The organism is Methylobacterium sp. Leaf113, assembly GCF_001423325.1.
Lineage (GTDB): Bacteria > Pseudomonadota > Alphaproteobacteria > Rhizobiales > Beijerinckiaceae > Methylobacterium.
In genome coordinates this window covers 161573-177832 of record NZ_LMNJ01000005.1, presented here as the reverse complement: position 1 = coordinate 177832, position 16260 = coordinate 161573, and the positions used below count along the sequence as shown (strand labels likewise).

The 16260-nt window shown below is 69.7% G+C and carries 12 protein-coding genes; 2 read left to right on the top strand and 10 right to left on the bottom strand.

Annotation, left to right across the window (positions count from 1 at the left end; translation table 11 throughout):
* Positions 1 to 174: 174 nt before the first annotated feature.
* From polA to ASF60_RS05770, 4 genes are read right to left on the bottom strand one after another with little or no spacing between them, the layout of a single operon-like run.
* The gene (gene polA / locus ASF60_RS05785) at positions 175 to 3264 is read right to left on the bottom strand and encodes a DNA polymerase I (protein ID WP_056181741.1); all 3090 of its coding nucleotides are present in this window, start codon (positions 3262 to 3264) and stop codon (positions 175 to 177) included.
* A 48-nt stretch (positions 3265 to 3312) separates the two neighbouring features.
* Positions 3313 to 3657, bottom strand: coding sequence for a HepT-like ribonuclease domain-containing protein (locus tag ASF60_RS05780; protein WP_056181738.1), 345 nt, complete (start codon positions 3655 to 3657; stop codon positions 3313 to 3315).
* Positions 3647 to 3943, bottom strand: a complete 297-nt coding sequence (locus tag ASF60_RS05775) for a nucleotidyltransferase family protein (RefSeq protein ID WP_056181735.1) — start codon at positions 3941 to 3943, stop codon at positions 3647 to 3649. The genes ASF60_RS05780 and ASF60_RS05775 overlap by 11 nt, the downstream gene beginning before the upstream one ends.
* Before the next feature lie 44 nt (positions 3944 to 3987).
* Positions 3988 to 5103, bottom strand: a complete 1116-nt coding sequence (locus ASF60_RS05770; RefSeq protein WP_056181733.1) for a YihY/virulence factor BrkB family protein — start codon at positions 5101 to 5103, stop codon at positions 3988 to 3990.
* A gap of 371 nt (positions 5104 to 5474) precedes the next feature.
* Here ASF60_RS05770 and ybaL point away from each other — a divergent pair, with 371 nt between their 5' ends.
* Complete coding sequence (gene ybaL / locus ASF60_RS05765; RefSeq protein WP_056181729.1) at positions 5475 to 7289, top strand: YbaL family putative K(+) efflux transporter; 1815 nt, start codon at positions 5475 to 5477, stop codon at positions 7287 to 7289.
* 127 nt (positions 7290 to 7416) lie between these two features.
* Here the strand turns inward: ybaL and ASF60_RS05760 are convergent, their stop codons facing one another.
* The 3 genes from ASF60_RS05760 to ASF60_RS05750 form a co-directional block, all read right to left on the bottom strand.
* A complete protein-coding gene (locus ASF60_RS05760; protein WP_082507774.1) occupies positions 7417 to 8973 on the bottom strand; it encodes a UdgX family uracil-DNA binding protein in 1557 nt (518 codons plus the stop codon).
* 2 nt (positions 8974 to 8975) lie between these two features.
* On the bottom strand, positions 8976 to 10190 hold the full coding sequence (locus tag ASF60_RS05755; RefSeq protein WP_056181727.1) for a putative DNA modification/repair radical SAM protein: 1215 nt from the start codon (positions 10188 to 10190) through the stop codon (positions 8976 to 8978).
* A gap of 84 nt (positions 10191 to 10274) precedes the next feature.
* A complete protein-coding gene (locus ASF60_RS05750; RefSeq protein ID WP_056181724.1) occupies positions 10275 to 10874 on the bottom strand; it encodes a regulatory protein RecX in 600 nt (199 codons plus the stop codon).
* Between the two features lie 81 nt (positions 10875 to 10955).
* On the opposite strand from ASF60_RS05750, the gene ASF60_RS05745 reads away from it, so the two are divergent.
* Positions 10956 to 12386 carry a TAXI family TRAP transporter solute-binding subunit gene (locus ASF60_RS05745; RefSeq protein WP_056181722.1) on the top strand — a complete coding sequence of 477 codons (1431 nt, stop codon included), beginning with the start codon at positions 10956 to 10958 and terminating at the stop codon, positions 12384 to 12386.
* A gap of 3 nt (positions 12387 to 12389) precedes the next feature.
* Here ASF60_RS05745 and ASF60_RS05740 read toward each other — a convergent pair whose 3' ends face one another.
* From ASF60_RS05740 to ASF60_RS05730, 3 genes are all read right to left on the bottom strand, one after another.
* The gene (locus tag ASF60_RS05740) at positions 12390 to 13880 is read right to left on the bottom strand and encodes a carbohydrate porin (RefSeq protein WP_056181998.1); all 1491 of its coding nucleotides are present in this window, start codon (positions 13878 to 13880) and stop codon (positions 12390 to 12392) included.
* A gap of 128 nt (positions 13881 to 14008) precedes the next feature.
* Positions 14009 to 15319 carry a Gfo/Idh/MocA family protein gene (locus ASF60_RS05735; protein ID WP_056181719.1) on the bottom strand — a complete coding sequence of 437 codons (1311 nt, stop codon included), beginning with the start codon at positions 15317 to 15319 and terminating at the stop codon, positions 14009 to 14011.
* Between the two features lie 157 nt (positions 15320 to 15476).
* Complete coding sequence (locus ASF60_RS05730) at positions 15477 to 16250, bottom strand: phosphatase PAP2 family protein (RefSeq protein ID WP_056181716.1); 774 nt, start codon at positions 16248 to 16250, stop codon at positions 15477 to 15479.
* Positions 16251 to 16260 lie beyond the last annotated feature (10 nt).

Genomic DNA, 16260 nt, shown 5'->3' with positions numbered 1-16260 from the left:
GGTGGCGCCGTTGGCGAACATCGTTTGCGGTGCGGCAACACCCGACGTCCGGAGCCGTTCCAACCCTGCGTCGCATTGGAGCATTGCGTGCGGAGGGGTGTCAGGCCGTGGCCGCCACTCCAGCCCAAGGTCCGGTCGCGCGGAATGACGTCGCCCCGCGGCGCCATCCGCGCGTCAGTGCGCCTCCTCCCAGTTCATCGCCGCCCGGGCCTCGACCACCAGCGGCACCTTGAGGGTCAGGGCTGGGGCCGGGGCCTCGACCATGATGCGGGTGATGACGGGCAGCGCCTTCTCCACCTCGTCCTCGGGGGCCTCGAACACCAGCTCGTCATGCACCTGCAGCAGCATGCGCAGGTTCAGCTTTTCGACCTTCAGAGCATCCTCCATCCGGATCATCGCCCGGCGGATGATGTCGGCGGCCGAGCCCTGGATCGGGGCGTTGATGGCCTGACGCTCGACGCTGGCCCGCTCGTTCGGGTTGTTCGATCGGATCTGCGGATAGTGGCAGACGCGGCCGAACAGGGTGGTGACGTAGCCGAGATCGCGGCACCGGCGCTTGGTGTCGTCGATATAGGCGCGGATGCCGGGGAAGCGCTCGAAATACTGCTTGATGAAGGCGCCGGCCTCCTCGCGGCCGATGCCGAGGCGGTCGGCGAGGCCGAAGGCCGAAATGCCGTAGATGATGCCGAAGTTGATGGTCTTGGCGCGCCGCCGCAGGTCCGGCGTCATCTCCGACAGGGGCACCCCGAACATCGCGCTGGCGGTGGCCGCGTGGATGTCGATGCCGTCCGCGAAGGCCTGGCGCAGCTGTGGGATATCGGCGATGTGGGCGAGCAGGCGCAGCTCGATCTGGCTGTAATCGGCCGAGATCAGGCGGTTGCCCTCCTGGGCCACGAAGGCGCGGCGGATGCGGCGCCCCTCCTCCGTGCGGATCGGGATGTTCTGCAGGTTCGGCTCCGAGGAGGAGAGCCGGCCCGTGGTGGTGGCGGCGAGCGAGAACGAGGTGTGGACCCGGTCGGTCTCGCGGTTGGCGTGGACCTGCAGCGAATCCGTGTAGGTGGATTTCAGCTTGGCGAGCTGGCGCCATTCGAGGATCTTCTTCGGAAGGTCGTGACCGGCCTGGGCCAGCTCCTCCAGCAGGGTCGCGGGTGTGGCCCACTGGCCCGACGGCGTCTTCTTGGCACCGGGCAGTCCCATCTTGCCGAACAGGATGTCGCCGATCTGCTTCGGCGACGAGACCTGGAATGTTTCGCCCGCATCCGCCTGGATCTCCTCCTCGAGGCGCACCAGGATCTGCGAGAAATCGCCCGACAGGCGGCTCAGCATGTTGCGGTCGATGCGGATACCCTCCGCCTCCATCCGGGCGATCACCGGCACCAGCGGACGCTCCAGGGTCTCGTAGACCGCGACCCGCTTCTCGGCCACGAGGCGGGGCTTCATCATCCGCCACAGGCGCAGGGTGACGTCCGCATCCTCGGCCGCGTAGGCGGTGGCCTTGTCGAGGGGCACCCGGTCGAAGGTGACCTTGGCCCGCCCGGTGCCGGCCACGTCCGAGAAGGTGATGGGCTGGTGACCGAGATGGCGGCGGGCGAGTTCGTCCATGCCGTGGCCGCCCTTGCCGGCATCGAGCACGTAGGAGATCAGCATGGTGTCGTCGAAGGGCGCCACCCGGATGCCGGAGCGGCCGAGCACGGCGAAGTCGTATTTCAGGTTCTGGCCGACCTTGAGCACGCCGGGATTTTCGAGCAACGGCTTCAGGCGCTCGATCACGACCTTGACGGCGATCTGGCCCGCCAGCGGCTGGAACACGTCGGTGGCCGCCTTGGCGTCGCCGAACAGGTCACCCTCCGCACCCGTCACGGGCTCCACGTGCCGGAGCGGGATGTAGGCCGCCCGGCCCGGTGCGACGCAGAGCGAGATGCCGACGAGGTTGGCGCTGTTGGCGTCGAGGGAATCCGTCTCGGTGTCGACGGCGATCACGCCGGCCTCCTCGGCCTCGGCGATCCAGGCATCGAGTTGTTCGACCGACCCGATCGTCTCGTAGGCCGCCGTGTCGAACGGCTTGACCGATTCCGCCGCCCGGGCCGCCACGAGGTTGGCGGGCGTCGGCTCGGACGACCCGCGGGGCTTCGGCGCGACGTCGGGCAGGCCGAGATCGGCGAAGGGGTCGATCTCGGCCTGCCCGGCGCCGGACGCGGTCTCGGGATCGACCGGAACGGGATCGCCGTGAGCGTCGGGGAAGAACGGTGCGTCGGGCTCGGGCTCCCGGTTCGGCAGCAGGGCCGGGTCGGGCTGCACCGCCTCCGGGTCGACATGGAGCATCTGGGCGATGCGCCGCGTCAGGGTGTTGAACTCCATCGCCTTGAGAAAGCCGACGAGCTTCTGCGGATCGGGCTTGGGCAGCCGCAGGTCGTCGAGGGGGATCGGAACCGGCACGTTCTCTTCGAGCGCCACCAGCTTTCGCGAGAGCCGGGCCTGATCGATGCTGGCCAGCAGGGTTTCGCGGCGTTTGGGCTGCTTGATCTCGGCGGCGCGCTCCAGCAGCGCGTCGAGGCTGCCGTATTCCTTGATCAGGGCGGCGGCCGTCTTCAGGCCGATACCGGGCACGCCCGGCACGTTGTCCGAGGTGTCGCCGATCAGCGCCAGGGCATCGCCGATCTGCTCCGGCTGAAGGCCTTCCCACTTGGCGATGATGGCGTCGCGGTCGAGATTGCGCTCGGGCCGGTAGCCGGCCTTGCCCTTGGAGCCGGATTCGAAATCGTAGAACCGCACGAGGGGGCCGACGAGCTGCATCAGGTCCTTGTCGGAGGACACGATGATGACGCCGGCGCCCCGCGCCTCGGCCTGACGCGAATAGGTGGCGATCAGGTCGTCGGCCTCGTAGCGGATCAGCTCGATCGGCTGCAGGCCGAAGGCCCGCACCGCGTCGCGCATCAGCGGCATCTGGCGCTTGAGGTCGTCCGGCGCATCCGGCCGGTGGCCCTTGTAGTCGGGAAACATCTCCTTGCGGAACGAGCCCTCCGACTTGTCGAACACGATGGCGAGGTGCGTCGGCATCACGCCGGCGGCCCCCTCCTGCACGAACTGGGCGATCTTGGTGCAGAACAGCCGCACCGCCCCGGTCGGCAGGCCGTCCGAGGGCCGGGTGTTGTACTTCTGGTCCTGGTTGATCGACTGGAAGTAGGCCCGGAAGATGAATGACGAGCCGTCGACCAGGATGATCTGATCGCCGGGGCCGACGGGAGCGGAGGCGGGAGCGGTCATCGATCCATCAATAGAAAGAGAAAGGAAGTGGCGATGGCGCCACGACAATCATTCGTCGGCGTGCAGTTCGTTCCGGCATACCGTCAGAATGTCAGGCAATGCCTCATGGACGGTCCCCCAGAGGAGCTTTGCCGAGACACGCTCGTATCGATGCCGATAGACGTTCCCCGAATCGGCGATCTGCCGCCATGGAATATGGGGGTTCCGTCTCCGTGTTTCTTCGTCGACGCGCCGGCTCGCCTCCGAAATGATCTCGAGGCAACGCGTCACGCCGTAGAGGAGGAGCCGGTTGTCGGCAAAATCTTCGAAGCTCAGGTCTGCGGTGAAATCCTGAGCGGCCTCGACGTTTTCGATGATGCCGAGAAGGGCGCGACGTCCACGCTCAGAAAGCATGGATCGCGTCGCGCTCGGCTCTGGGACGTACGTGAGGTCTCAGCATCGAGCGCGTTGCAACGTCCACTTCGATGGGGAACAGATCGGCGATGAACCCGATGACGCCGACATATCCGTAAACATCCCGGATGGTGGTTTCATCGATGTCGATCAGAATATCGAGATCGCTTCCGGCATGCGCCTCGCCGCGCGCAACCGAGCCGAAGAGGGCGGCATGCAGGACGCCACGCTCGCGCAACGCAGCCTCGTGTGCACGAAGGATATCAAGGGCTGTGCTGCGATCCATGCCGCGACCGTACTCGAAATCGGTGCCGAGCTGAAGGGCTCCCTTCAGGTCGCCGCCCCCACCGTATCGGCCATCTGGGCGTCGCGGGTGCCCAAAGGCTGCTCGGGTCCGCGGGTGGTGTCGGCCTCGGTCTGGTGCTCCATCTCGGCGTTGATCTCGGCGCCGACGAGCACGATCGTGGTCGAGATCCAGATCCAGGTCATGAAGCCGATCACGGCGCCCAGCGAGCCGTAGGTCTCGTTGTACTTGCCGAAATTGGCGACGTACCAGGAGAAGCCGAGCGAGGTGATCAGCCAGGCCACCGCCGCGACGGCGCTGCCCCAGGTCACCCAGCGCCAGCGCGGCGCGTCGCGGCTCGGGCCGTAGCGATAGAGCAGGGCGAGGCCGCCCAGCACGGCGGCGAGCAGCACCGGCCAGCGCAGCAGGGCGATGTACCAGGCCTCCGAGCTCAGGCCGATGATGTTGATCGCGGCCGGCACCACGACGATGCCGACCAGCGCCAGGATGATGAACAGCAGCGCGCCGCCCGTGAAGGCGAGGGAGCGCAGGTTGAGCCAGATGAAGCTGCGCGTTTCGCGCTCCTCGTAGACGATGTTGAGCGCGGAGAAGACCGCCTTCATGCCGCCGTTGGCGCTCCACAGCGACAGCACGATGCCGGTGAAGAAGGTCAGCCCCAGCGTGGTGTCGCCCTTGGCGGCGATGCGCTTCACCTGCTCGCCGATGATGTCGAGGGCGCCGGAGGGAACCACCCCCTGCAGGGTCTGCAAATGCTCGTTGATGGTGACCACGTCCGCCACCAGTCCATAGCAGGACACCAGGGCCGCGATGGCGGGGAAGATCGCCAGCAGCACGTAGAACGTCACTCCGGCGGCGACCGAGACGATGTTGTTCTCCGAGACGTCGTGGAACACCCGCAGGCCGATATCCTTCCAGCCCTTGGCGGGAATGTCCGAGGGCGTCCGGGCGCCCCGGCCGCGGTCGGCCTCCCGCGCCGCCACCTGCCGTGCCTCGGGGCCGGCATGGGACGGGGAAGTTTGGCGGGACGGGTCGTTCGGGGTCGCTGGAGAAGGCCGTGCGACCGTGCCCCCCGTCCGGCGCGGCAGGGCGACCAAGCCCAGCAATGCGCTGGCGAGCGCGACGGTCCAAAGCGTCGAATGCATGTCCCTGGTTGTATTCGTGGTGGTCGATGTCTCGTCGGGTAATGTCATCGATCGTCTGTTCCGCCGGATGGAGCGTACTTGCAAGATGACGCATGAATTCGTCACGCGCGCATACCTTGCCTCGACAACGGAGCGTGGCGGCTGAGAGTTTCATCCGCCCTCACGGAATCGCGAGGCGGCGGAGCGGGGCGGGTTTATTCCCCGAAACCCGCCGCGCGCGCCGAGCGTTGTGCGTCGCGGCACCCGAGGCGCCGCGGGCTGCGGAATTTCGGGCGCATCTCGGACGTGAAGCCGGTTGGCCGCTTGCCCCGGCGGGCGGCAGGCGGCACGGCCCTTGGACCCCTGTCCCTCGACCCGGAGACTCCCGCCCCGTGCCGCACGCGACCGAGCTGATCGCCATCATCGCCCTGGGCCTCGTGCTGGCCTTCGTCTGCGGAATGGCGGCACAGCGCCTCCGGTTGCCGCCCCTGGTCGGGTATCTCCTCGCCGGCGTCCTGGTCGGCCCCTACACGCCGGGCTTCGTCGGCAACAGCCAGCTCGCCGGCCAGCTCGCCGAGATCGGCGTGATCCTGCTGATGTTCGGCGTCGGCCTGCACTTCTCGATCAAGGACCTGATGGCGGTGCGCGGCATCGCGTTGCCGGGTGCCATCGTGCAGATCGTGGCGGCGACTGCGATGGGGGGCGCCCTGGCACTGGCCTGGGGCTGGGGCCTCGGGGCCGGCCTCGTCTTCGGCCTCGCTCTCTCGGTGGCGAGCACGGTGGTGCTGCTGCGCGCGCTCGAGGAACGCCGGCTTCTCGACAGCGACAAGGGCCGCATCGCGGTCGGCTGGCTCATCGTCGAGGATCTGGCGATGGTCCTGGCCCTCGTGCTGCTGCCAGCGCTCGCCCCGTCCCTCGGGGGCGACGGCGCGGGCGCCGCGCACCATGCGGGCGACGGCAACCTGTGGCTCACCCTCGGGCTCACCCTCGCCAAGGTCGGGGTCTTCGCCGCCGTGATGCTAGTGGGCGGCCGCCGCTTCGTGCCCTGGCTCCTCGACCAGGCGGCGCGCACCGGTTCGCGCGAGCTCTTCACCCTGGCGGTGCTGGCGCTCGCCCTCGGCATCGCCTTCGGCTCGGCCGAACTCTTCGGCGTCTCGTTCGCGCTCGGCGCCTTCTTCGCCGGCATGGTGCTCGCCGAATCCGACCTCAGCCATCAGGCGGCGGCGGATTCGCTGCCGCTGCAGGACGCCTTCGCGGTGCTGTTCTTCGTCTCGGTGGGCATGCTGTTCGATCCCGGCATCCTGATCCGCGAGCCGCTCTCGGTGCTGGCCGTGCTGGGCGTCATCCTGGTCGGCAAGTCGCTGGCGGCGGTGGCGATCGTGCTGGCCTTCAAGCATCCGCTCGGCACCGCCCTCACCATCGCGGCGAGCCTGGCCCAGATCGGCGAGTTCTCGTTCATCCTCGTCAGCCTCGGCCTGTCGCTGAAGCTCCTGCCGGAGGAGGGGCGCGACCTCATTCTCGGCGGCGCCATCCTGTCGATCACCCTCAACCCGCTGTTCTTCGCGCTCACCGACTGGGTCGGGCGCAAGGTCGCGGAGCGGCCCGACCTCGCCGCCCGCTTCCAGCGCAAGGACGTCGCGACGCTGGCGGTGTCGACCGAGGGCGAGCCCCATCGCGGCCACGCGATCATCATCGGCTACGGCCGGGTCGGCAGCACCATCGGCAAGGCCCTCAAGGCCTGGGACCTGCCCTACATCGTCCTCGACCGCGACCGGCGTCGGGTGCTGGATCTGCGCCAGGAGGGGATCGAGGCGGTGTTCGGCGACGCCACCGCGCCGGGTATCCTCCAGGCCGCCGACATCGCCCAGGCCCGGCTTATCGTGGTGGCGACCCCCGAGGCGCACACGGCCCGGCGCATCGTCGAGCTGGCCCGCGAGGTCCGGCCCGACATCGACACGCTGGTGCGGACCCACAACGACGGCGAGCGCCGCCACTTCGAGGAGCAGGGCGTCGGCCTCGTCCTGATGGCCGAGCGCGAACTGGCCTTCGGCATGACCCTCTACGCCCTGCGCAGCCTTGGCCTGAAGGAGGGCGAGGCCCGCATCTTCGTCGACAGCACGCGTGTCGAGAGCCGTTCGGCGCCGGTGGAGACCGCCATCGATCAGGTCACGCCGGAACTGCGCCCGCACAAGGAGGAGGGGGCCTGACAGGGCGTCCGTTCGCTCGACACGGGCGCCCTGTCGGCGAGCCCGTGCAGCGCCTGAGTGGGATCGAAGTCCGCCATCGCGAAGGTGATGCCTCTCCGAAGGACTCGATGTGAGTTCGGACGAGGCCTCAAGCCGCCAGCGATTGCCCGAGATCATGGACCCGGCGAAGGTCGTCGACGAAGGCGGCGTAGGCCTCGGCCTTCGCGGCGTCCGGCAGGCGCAGCAGATAGGACGGATGCACCGTGATGAAGCCCTGGAACGGCTTGGCGAAGTCGGCGGGGCCGCGCGCCCGGGTGATCGGGATCGCCTTGCCGGTCAGGGCCAGCACGGCGGTGGCGCCGAGCGCCACCACAAGCTTGGGCGCGACGAAGTCGAGTTCCCGCTCCAGCCACCAGCGATAATGGCTGATCTCGCCGGCGGTGGGCTTCTGGTGAATGCGGCGCTGGCCCCGCTCCTCGAACTTGAAGTGCTTGACCGCATTGGTGAGGTAGGCCGCGCCGCGCACGATTCCCGCCTCGCCCATCGCGCGGGCCAGCAACTGCCCCGCCGGCCCCACGAAGGGCCGCCCCTGGCGGTCTTCCTGGTCGCCGGGCTGCTCGCCCACGAAGGCGATGGTGGCGCCGACCGGGCCTTCGCCGAGAACGGCCTGGGTCGCCCCCGGCACCAGCGGCTCCGAGCGCCGGATGACGGCGTTGAGAGCCTCCAGCGAATCCGGGGCCTGATCGGCCATGGCCGCCACGGCGCGGGCGGGATTGCGCTTGACCGGCATTTGCGGCTCCCTCTCGATCATGGCGCCCGTGCGGGCCGCCGCCTGCCGGACGAGGCCCGGAATCGCGGCGGTCTCCGGCATGTTGCGCCAGTACTTCTTCGGCATCTCCGCCCGCATCGCCGCGAGGTTGGTGCGGGCGGGATTGAAGGTGCTTTCGTAGTAATCGCGCCAGCCCGCCTCGAAGCCGTCCGCCTCCGGTGCGTCCTCGCGTCGCCCCGGCGGACCGAAGGCGAGGCTGGTGCCGTCCCAGCGGGCCGAGCCCTCCGGCGTCAGGATGGTCCAGTTCAGGGAGCGGAAGCGCTCGACGAAGAACGGGGCCGCCGCTTCCAGGATGTGATGGTCGGGCTCGAACCACGCCACGAAGCGCTCCGGACCGTCGCCCTCGACCCGGCGGAAGCGCAGGAAGGCGTGCATCTTGTGCAGGTCGCGGGCGATGGCCTTGCCCATCCGCTCGAGCCGATGGACCAGGGGATCGCTCGACACCTCCAGGAGCCGGCGCTCCCCGTGCAGGATGCGCCAGATCAGCCCGTAGAGCAGGGCATAGCGCTCCGGGTCGCGGTGCGGCACCACCCTGCCGACCATCGCGCCGACCCCGCGCGGCAGGCTCAAGGGGGGCTCGTCGGCCAGGGCCGGACCCTGCGCCCCGAACAGCCCAGGCGTCTCGCCGATGGACCACAGCACCCGCTCCGGCGGAACGCCCCGACCCGCGAGACGGCGGGCTGCGGCGCGGAAGCCGTCGAGATCGGCGCCCGGTCGCAGATCAACGGCGTCGAGGGACGAGGTCCCGAACCCGCCGCCCTCCGCAGGCGAGTCGCCCGGGCCCTCTTCTTTCGGGAGAGGGGCACCGTGCTGCCCGCGTGCTGTCTGGGTATGGCCGTCCTCCACCGTCGGATCGGAGGGCGCTCGCGTCTTCATCCTCAGAACAGGCTCAGCTGCTTCGGAGGGTCGGCCAACCGTGCCCGAAGATCGAGCCGGTCGGTAAGCCCGCCCGCCGGGTGATAGTCGGCGGCGATGAGAAAGGGCCTTGCCCGCTTGAGGGCCGAGGTCAGGCGGGCGACGTCGTCGAGACGCAGGCGCGTATGGCGCCGGGCGCGGATGATCTTGTCGACGGCGCGCGCCCCGAGACCCGGCACCCGCAGCAGCATCTCGCGGTCGGCGGCGTTCACGTCGACGGGAAAGCGCGCCCGGTGCTTCAGAGCCCAGGCCAGCTTCGGGTCGATGTCGAGGGAGAGCATGCCGTTCTCGGTGGCGTCGGCCACGTCGTCGGGCGTGAAGGCGTAGTACCGCAGCAGCCAGTCGCCCTGGTACAGTCGGTGTTCGCGCTGAAGCGGGGGCGCGGCCAGCGGCAGGATGGTGGAGCCGTCGGGAATCGGACTGAAGGCCGAGTAATAGACCCGCTTGAGGTTGTACGAGCCATAGAGCAGCGCACTCTTGCGGATCAGCGCCTCGTCGGTGGTGGCGTCGGCCCCGACGATGACCTGCGTCGATTGTCCGGCCGGCGAGAACCGGCGCTTCTCGGATTTCGCCTCGGCGATGCGCTCGCCGATCTGCGCGATGGCGTTCTGGATGACGGCGCCGTCCTTCTCGGGGGCCAGGCGCTCCAGGCTCGCCTCGGTGGGCAGTTCGACGTTGATCGACAGCCGGTCGGCATAGAGGCCCGCCTCCTCGATCAGCCAGGGGCTCGCCTCCGGGATCGACTTCAGGTGGATGTAGCCGCGAAAACCGTGGTCGCGCCGCAGGGATTTGGCCACCCGCGTCAGCAGTTCCATGGTGTGGTCGGGCGACTTGATGATGCCTGACGAGAGGAACAGGCCCTCGATGTAGTTGCGCTTGTAGAACTCCACCGTGAGGGTCACGACCTCCTCGACGGTGAATTTCGCCCGCTGCACGTTGGAGGAGCGCCGGTTGACGCAGTAGGCGCAGTCGAACAGGCAGTAATTCGTCAGCAGGATCTTCAGAAGCGAGATGCAGCGCCCGTCCGGCGTATAGGCGTGGCAGATACCGGCGCCGGTGGTCGAGCCGAGCTCACCCTTGCCGGCCGTGCGCTTGGGCGCCCCGGACGACGAGCACGAGGCGTCGTACTTGGCGGCATCGGCGAGGATGCGCAGCTTCTTCGCGAGGAGTTCGTCCATCGACACGAAATGCGCCTCGTTCGCCTTTCGTTCAAGTTTTCGCGCGCGAATTCCCGCCTCGTCCGCTGGCGCGATGTCGCAGCCTCAGACGTCCGCCTCGCCGCCATCCTCGGCCTCGATCACCCGCCGTCCCAGGGCGTAGCCGAAGCCGGCCCGCGCCATCGCGGCGAGGTCCCGGTCGCGATGGGCCTCGCGGGTCCCGGGCCGCCGCCAGGGGCCGAGCCGGCGGCGTTTGGCATAGGCCTGCGCGGCCGCCTCCTCGAGGTCGACGCCCTCGTCCGCCGTCTCGCGCTCGTGCTCCATCGCGCTCGCCACCTGCTCGCGCGACACGCCCTTGGCGGCGAGCTTGGCCGACAGGGCGCGGGCGGAGGCGCCGCGCCGGCGCAGGGCCGCGAGGCGGCCGGCAGTGAAGCGGGCATCGTCGACCAGGCCGGCGCTGACGGCGCGGGCGACCGTGGCCTCGATCGCCTCGGCGAAGGCGCCCGCCTCCTCGCCGCGCAGGCGGCAGCGCTTGTCGACGCGCCGCTTCAGGGTCTGCCGCAGCATCGCCACGGAGGCGCTGTAGCGTTCGAGATAATGCAGGGCGGCCCGCTCGAGATAGGCGGGCGTCACGGGGGGCGGCGGCTTCGCCTCGGTCGATCCATCGGGGGCGGACCGGCGGGGCGCAACGTTTCGCGGTGTCATCGGTTCTTCACGATCCGGACGGGTTGCGGAAGTGGGTTCGGCAGATATGGTGATCACGCTGGATAAAGGCTCGATCCTGCCATGCCGGCAATCGTCGTGAGACGCGAGTGGCTCCTCGTTCTCCTGGCCCTGGGCTTCGCCCTGGTGGCGGGCATGCTGGTCTATCTCTCGCGTCCGACCACCCTCACGGTGGCGGTCGGCCCCCGTGACGGCGCCGAGGCGACGCTGCTCCAGACCTACGCCCAGGCGCTGGCCCGCGGCCGCGAGGATGTCCGCCTCAAACTCGATTTCTACGACGACGTCCGCGACAGCGCCGAGGCGCTTCAGCGCAACAAGGCCGATCTCGCCGTGGTGCGTCCGGACGTGCTCCTGCCCGAGAACGGGCTGACCCTGGCGATCCTGCACGACGAGGCCCTGCTGATCGCCGCGCCGGAAGCGGCCGGCCTCGAGAACTTCCCGGATCTCGCGCGCAAGCGCCTCGGCGTGGTCGAGCGCCACGCCGCCGACCTGCCGTTCCTGACCAATCTCCTCGCCTTCTACGATTTCGTCTCTCAGCCGGCGGCCGAGACGGTCCCCGAGGGGAGCGTCGGGCCGGCCCGCGTGGCGCTGGTCCCGCTCACGCCCCAGGAGGTGACGAGCGCCATCGCCGAGGGCCGCGTCGATGCGGTGGCGGTCATCGCCGCCCCGGCCTCGAAGGCGGCGATCACGACGGTGCGGGCGGTGGAGGCGGCCTCGGTCGACAAGAAGATCAACTTCGTCTCGGTCCCCGACGGCGAGGCGATCATCCAGCGGATGCCGGAATTGCAGTCGGTGACGATTCCCGCCGGGACCTTCGGGGGACGCCCCAAGCGCCCCGACGAGGACGTGAAGACCGTGGGCGCCTCCTACCGCCTGATGGCGCGGGGCGGCGTCAGCCGCTTCACCGTGGCGTCGGTGACCCAGCACCTGTTCGAGTGGCGCTCGAAGCTGGCGCCGCGGGCGCCGATCGCCAACCTGATGAAAGCGCCCGATTTCGACTCGACGGTGGCGGCCACCAGCGCCCGCCTGCCGAACCACCCCGGCGCGGTGGATTACTTCGAGCGCGAGCAGCAGACGGTCTTCGAGCGCTACGAGGATTACATCTACCTGCTCGCCTTCTTCGGCGGCACCGTCGGCTCGGGCGTGGCCTGGCTCGCCCAGCGCCTGGCCCGCAAGCGCCGGGAGCGCATCGACGTCGTCCTCGACCGGCTGCTCGACATCCTGCGCGAGGTCCGGGCCTCGACCTGCAAGGCCGATCTCGACGGACTGGTGCGCGAGACCGACGACCTCGTGGCCGACGTCGTACAGCATGCCCGCGAGCGCAACATCGACAACCGCACGGTGAGCGCCCTCATCCTCGCCATCGACGCGGTCCATGCGGCGATCAACGACGAGCGTCGCACCCTCGGGGATGCCGGCCCCGAGACCGGTCGCGCCGTGGACCATGCCCGCACGGCCCGGCTCCTGTCCCTGCACACGCCGGCGGCCGAATAGGCTTCAGTACCGGATCGTCCCCCGCAGCCCGAACACCGCCGCGTTGCGGATGCGGGCGCCGTTGGCGTCGCGCGGGTTCCGGAGGCCGCCGCCGGGGCGGAAGACGTACTGGAAATCCGGCTGCAGGGTGATGCCGGGGCCGAGCACGGCCTGGTAGGTCGCCTCCAGCACCGCCTCGCTGCTTCGGCGCGTCCTGGCGACCCCGGTCGCCAGGACGGTGTCGGTGTCGAGGCCCCGGGCCTGGGGCGAGATCCGCGACAGGCCGAAGGCGAGGCCGACCGTGTCGTCCGAGCGGCCGGGGAGCAGCCCCTTATAGGCGATGCCGATATCGGCGTAGACATCCACGAGGCTGCGATCGGCCTGGGAGCCCGAGACGCGCACGAACACGCTGGCGCCGTCGTTCGGATCGTCGGGCTCGCGATAGACGGTCTGGTCGATCAGGCCGTAGAGGCCGGCCTGGCCCCGGAAGCGCCGGGCGATCCCGGAGCTGGCCGGATCGGCGAGCGACACGCCGTCCCCGTCGAAGCGCAGGTGGTCGAAGCGGCCGAAATGGTACCAGCCGCCCAGCGTCACCGTCCCGGCCTCTCCGGCACTGCCGGGCGCGATGTTGTAGGCGTAGGAGGCCTCCGCGATCACCAGGGCGGGATCGGTGGTGCGGAAGTTGGTGCCGGTGCGGTTGCGCCTTTGCGGGTCGGGATCACGGGTTCCGCGCGCCGGCCCGGCCGGATCGCCGTCGAACACCCCGACCTGGAACGACAGATTGGCATTGGGCACGTATTTGGCCCGCACGCCCGGCACCGCGAGGGGGTAGATCGGCCCGCCGCTCGGGATCACCACCGCCATGTTGTTAGGCCAGCCGAAAGTAGAATTCACGAACACCGTGCCGGTCTGGGTCACGGCGAACTCGGTGTCGGCGGCGATCTGCCCGATCTTCAGGCCGAATTGGTCTCCGAAGACCTTCTGCTCGAACCACAATTCGTAGACCCGCGAGGACGGCAGCGCTTCGATGCCGCTCACCGTGATGAGGTTGCCGATCGCGCTGCGCGAGAGGCCGGCACCGTGGATCTGGAACAGGTTGGTGTGGAGCGCACCCCCCTGCCAGCCGATCAGGGGTCCGAGATCGACGTCGATCTCGAGATCGAGCAGGCCTTCGGTGATGCCGCGCCGGCGCAGGCCGCCCGAGACGTTGCCGAGGCTCTCGGCGATGTAGGTCAGACTGTAGGTGACGCCGCGATCCTTGAGGTAGGCCCGGAATCCGAACGGGTCGGCATAGGGACCGAGCTGGTCGGCGATCGAGGTATCGAGGTTGGCCGAGGGGCGCGACGAGGTGACCGACTGGGCGACCGAAGTCTGCGGATCGCCGCCGGCGCCCCGGGGCGAGCCGATGGCGCGGCCTTCGAGCGCCAGGCGCACGGCCGTCTCGGCCGGCGTCTCGGCCCGCGCGAGCCCCGCCAGGAGGCAGAGCAGGAGAATCCCTCCGGCGAAGGCCGTCATCGGCCGTTGCCGGAGGAAAGGGAGGTGATGGGGGGCCAAGCGTTTCGTGATCCCGGGGCGCTGGGGTGCCGCCGCGATCTGAGCCTATTCGTTTCAAATGACGGACTGGCAACCGTCTGGCGGCCGGATCAGCCCGCGTCGTCGAGTTCCGGCCCGCGTGTGACATCGAGACCGCCCGACGCGCCGGCCGGCGGGCCGACGGTGACCGGCCGTCCCGTGCGCGCCGCCTCGTAGATCGCCTCCATCAGAACATGGTCCTGAAGGCCCTCCTCACCGGGGGTCCGGGGGCGCCGGTCCTCCTGGATGCAGCGGGCCATGTGGTCGATTTCGAGGGCGAACTGGTTCTTCTGGGGCAGGATGCGGGTGTCCTGCGATTCCACCGCTCCGTCCGGCCGTGCCACCACGAGGCGCTGGCCCCGATACGCGAAGGCGTTCTGGAGATCGATGTCGGCCCGTTCGGTGTGGAGCTGGAGCCGACGCGACTCGTGCACGCCGTAGCTCGTCATGCACTGGGCGATGAGGCCGGACGGGAAGCGCAGGGTGAAGGTGACGGATTCCTCGACTTCGGCGAATTTCGCGTCGCCCGGAGGCGAGTGGATCTGCGCGTCGATCGAGACCGGCTCCTCGCCGGTCAGCGCCCGCACGCCGTTGAGGCAGTACAGCCCGATATCCGGCAGGGCGCCCCCGCCCGCCAGCGCCTTCTTGAGGCGCCATTGCTGCGGCAGACCGGTGGTCTGGCCGTTGAAGGCCTGGATCAGGCGCGGCTTGCCGAATTCGCCCGAGCGGGCGAGCCGCACCACCTCGCGGTTATAGGGCTCGTACTGGCAGCGATAGGCGATCATCAGCTTGACCTTGGCCGCCGCGCAGGCCGCGATCATGTCGCGCGCCTCGGCCGAGGAATTCGCCATCGGCTTCTCGCACAGCACGTGCTTGCCGGCCTTGGCGGCGGCCAGCACATCGCCCCGATGGATGGCGTTCGGCGTCACCACGTAGACGGCCTGGATCGCCGGATCCTTCGCCAGCCGGTCCCACTCGTCGTAGCCGTAGACCGCCTCCGGCGCGATCCCGTATTGCTCGGCGACGAGCTTGGCCTTGGCCGGCGTGCCCGACATCAGCGCCACCACGCGTGCGCGCTTGGTCTCGCCGAAGGCCGGCAGGATCTCCTCCAGGCTGAGCCGCCCGAGGCCCACGATGGCGAAGCCCACCCGCTTGCCCGGTGGCATCGGAGCCGGCGGCGGCGGAGGCGCCCGGTCTCCCGGGCCGCGCCAGTTCGGGAACAGCACCTTGCCGCCCTGAACCGCGCCGGTATCGGCCGGAACCGAGGGACCGGGCGGTCCGGATTGCGCGGCCGCGCTCGTCGCTCCGAGGGCGAGGCCGGTCAGCGTGGCGCTGCCGGCCCGAAGGACGTTGCGGCGGGAGAGCGGGAGGTCATCCGTCATGAAACTCGCTGCGGGTTCCGGGGAGGGAGCGGCGTCCGGGAGCCCCGAAGCGCGGGGGCCGCAGGTCGCCTGCCCCCCGGGAACGTCAGCCCGGCGGGGCGAGTTCCGACCCCTTGCCGACCTCCTTGCCGGGTGCCCCGCCCGGCCGGGCGGGCGTTCAAGCGTCCCGGGACGGGTCGCCGGAGCCGGTCGGAGCCTCCACCTCGCCGCGCTCCTGCAGGACCAGGGCGACGAACCAGCACAGGGCGGCCCAGGCGGCGCCGACGCACCAGCCCGCCACCACGTCGCTCGGCCAATGCACCCCGAGATAGATCCGGCTGATGCCGACCAGCAGGGTGGTGGAGACGCCGATGATCAGCACCAGCAGCTTGACGGCGCGCTGGCGGTCGACGCGGGCGATCAGGCTGGCCAGGGTCAGGTAGGCGATGGCCGACATCATGGCGTGCCCGCTCGGGAAGCTCGCGGTGAACACCTCCATGCCGTGGGGCACGAGGTCCGGCCGCGGCCGGTGGTAGAACAGCTTCAGCACCGTCGAGGCGAGTTCGCCCCCACCGATCGCCGCGACCACGAAGACGGCGATGCGCCGGCGCCCCGTCATCGCCAGGTAGGCGCAGGCCGCCGCCGTCACGAACACGATGGTGAAGACGCTGCCGAGCCCGGTGATGTCGCGCATGGTCTCTTCCAGCCAGCGCGGTCCGATCGGGTCCGAGAGATCGGCCGGGTTGCGCAGGGCCAGCAGGACCTTGCGGTCGAGGGCGGCGGTGGAGCCCTCGCCCACCTCGTTGGCCAGGGCGAAGAAGCCGTAGCCGAGCAGGCTGACCGCCAGCAGCGCGATGACGGGGCCGACCTCGTTGAGGCGAAGGGCCAACCGCAGGGCGTTCACCCGCGTGACGAGCGGGTTGTTCCGGTAGCCGGAGGGCAGGACGTTCATGCGGGCGACT